Source organism: Streptomyces sp. JJ36, assembly GCF_021696945.1.
GTDB lineage: Bacteria > Actinomycetota > Actinomycetes > Streptomycetales > Streptomycetaceae > Streptomyces.
In genome coordinates this window covers 1-2742 of the sequence record NZ_JACYHE010000156.1, presented here as the reverse complement: position 1 = coordinate 2742, position 2742 = coordinate 1, and the positions used below count along the sequence as shown (strand labels likewise).

The 2742-nt window shown below is 76.5% G+C and carries 1 protein-coding gene; it reads left to right on the top strand.

The features are described 5' to 3' along the window. Positions 1–2356, top strand: a 2356-nt coding sequence (locus HOY81_RS26945; RefSeq protein ID WP_237323327.1) for a LuxR family transcriptional regulator, incomplete at its 5' end; no start/stop codon positions are given. Between the last annotated feature and the right edge of the window lie 386 nt (positions 2357–2742).

Here is a 2742-nt window from a genome sequence, read left to right as displayed (position 1 = left end):
TCGTCGGCTCACCGGGCGCGGCGTACGGGCCGTCATCGCCGGCCGGTGGCCCCACGGCATGAGCGGCACGCGCACGCCGGGCCGGCCCGAGGACGGCTCCGGCGGCCCGCCCTGGGCCCCCACCCCCGCCGCCGTCCAGGTGCCCGTACCGCCGCTGGCGCCCGAGGAACTCGCCGAGCTGTTCGAGCACCACGGTCTCCCCGCCCGTATCGCCAACACCCTGCACGCCGACTCCGGCGGCAATCCCCACCTCGCGCTCGCCCTCGGCGGCGCCTTCGCCGACCGCATCCCCCGGCACTGGCGCCCCGCCCCGCTCCCGCAGCGCGTCCACACGCTGATCGGCGCACGCCTCGCCGGGCTGCCCGAACGCGCCCGCGAGACCCTGCTCACGGCCGCCTTCGCCACCCGCCCCACCACCGGGCTGCTGGAGCGCGCCGGTCGTACGGAGGCCGCCCACGACATCCGGCTCGCCGCGGCGGAGGGACTGCTGGTGGTCGAGGGCGTCACCGAGGGCGGCAGCATCCGCTTCACGCCCCCGGCCGTGGCCACCGTGCTCGCCGAAGGCGCCGACGCCGCACACCGGGCCGCCGTGCACACCGCGCTCGCCGCGGCCGTACCGGACGCCGCCGGGCGCGTACGGCACCGGGCGCTGGCCTCCTCCGTACCCGACGCCGCCCTCACCCGCTCCCTGGTCACCGCGGCCGAGGCCGCCGCCCGCCAGGGCTCGCACCGGATGGCCGCCGAGCTCTTCCTGCTCGCCGCCGACCGCACCCCCACCGACCAGGCAGCCGAACGGCTGGAGTGGCTGGTCACCGCAGCCGAAGCGGGCGCCTCCGGCTCCGTGCCCGCCCTGGTGCACCGGGCCGCCGACGCCGTACTCGCCGCCGACGCCTCCCGCGCCCAGCGCGTCCGGGTCCGCATCGCCCTCATCGACCTCTCCGGGCAGGGGCTCTCCGAGATGGACGAGGTGTTCGCCGCCGCCCTCGTCGACGCGGAGGGCGACCCGGCGCTGATGGCGCCGCTGCGGCTGCGCATGTCCTGGTCCGCGCTGGCCGCCGGGCGGCCGGAACGTTGCGAGCGGGAGGCCGACAGTGCCGCCGCCCACGCCCGCACCGCCGGGGACACCACCACCGAGGCCATGGCGCTGACCATGAAGGCCACCGTCTCCCGCATCCTGGGCCGTTCCGACCACGGCGCCGTCCTCGACCGCGCCCTGCGCCTGCCCGAACCCCCGCTCAACGGCTGGCTGCACGCCGCGCCCCGGTTCCTCGCCGTACGGTTCGCCATCTTCGACGACCGGCTCGCCGAGGCCCGCGAGGAACTGCTGCGCATGCTCGCCCTGGTCGAACGCGGCTCCGGGGAAGAGGTGGTGCACGTGCTGCGCAGCCTCTCCGAGGTCTCCGTCCGCATGGGCCGCTGCCAGGACGCCCTCGACTTCGCCGACCGCGCCATCCGCATCACCGAGGCCGCCTCGCTCAGCCCCGGGCCCGCCTGGTACGACGCCGCCGTCGCCGAACTCGCCGGCGGCAGCCTCGCCCGCGCCCGTGCCTACGCCGAACGCGGCCTGCGCGCCTCCGAACAGGAACGCGACGCCATCTTCGTCAGCCGTACCCTGCACGCCCTCGGCCAGGTCCGGCTGCGTACGGGCGACCTGCGCGGCGGGGTCGCCACCCTGCTCCGCATCCGGGAACTCGAACGCGAACAGGGCGTCTGCTCACCCCTCGCACTGCGCTGGCACAGCGATCTCGCGACCGGGCTGGCGGCGCTGGGCGAGACCGACCGCGCCGAGGAGGTCGTACGCGCCGCGCGCGCCGCCATCGGGGACCGCAGCCGCGGCGCGGGCGTCACCGGGCAACTCGACCGCGCCGAGGCGGTGTTACGGGCCGCCCGCGGCCGGACCGACGCCGCGCTGGACCTGCTCGCCGGTGCCGTACGGCTCTTCCGCACCCTGGAACAGCCGCTGGAGGCGGGCCGTTGCCTCCTCGAACAGGCCCGCATCGAACGGCGCCGAAGACGTCACGCCCCCGCGCGCGCCGCCATGGACGAGGCACTGGAACTCTTCACCCGCTGCGGGGCCCGGCCCTGGGCCGAACAGGCCGGGCGCGCCCTGCACGAGCCCGCGCCTCCGTCCCACGGCGCCCCGCGACGCGAGGAACGTGCCGCCGCCGTGCTCACCGGCACCGAGGAACGCATCGCCCACCTCGTCGGCGAGGGCGCCACCAACCAGGAGGTGGCCACCCGCATGTTCCTCAGCGTCAAAACCATCGAGGCGTCCCTCACCCGCATCTACCGCAAACTCGGCATCCGCTCCCGCACCCAGCTCATCACCCGCCTCCACACCCCCGACCCCCGCTGAACCCGCTGCCATCCCCACGCCCCGGTCTCAACACGGATCCCTTGGTGCAGGTGGCGGGGGAGGAAGTACACGCTGCGGGCGGCTGTGCCACGGTGGGCAGACCGTCCGATCGGGGCACGCCCCTTTACCCTCACGTCGGCCTTCACGGCCCGTGGTGGGGTCGCATTCGCGGGCGCCGACGCGGGTCAGGCCCGTGAGGGGGCCGTCGATGCGACGGACACCTCGGTCCCGCCGAGGAAGAGGGTGGCCCGGGGCCGGGTCCGGATCGTGGGCAGGGCCGGCCGCCGGAGCCGTTCCCGGGCCGACCGGGCGTGCGCGTGCCGCTCATGTCGTGGGGCCACCGGCCGGCGATGACGGCCCGTACGCCGCGCCCGGTGAGCCGGCGG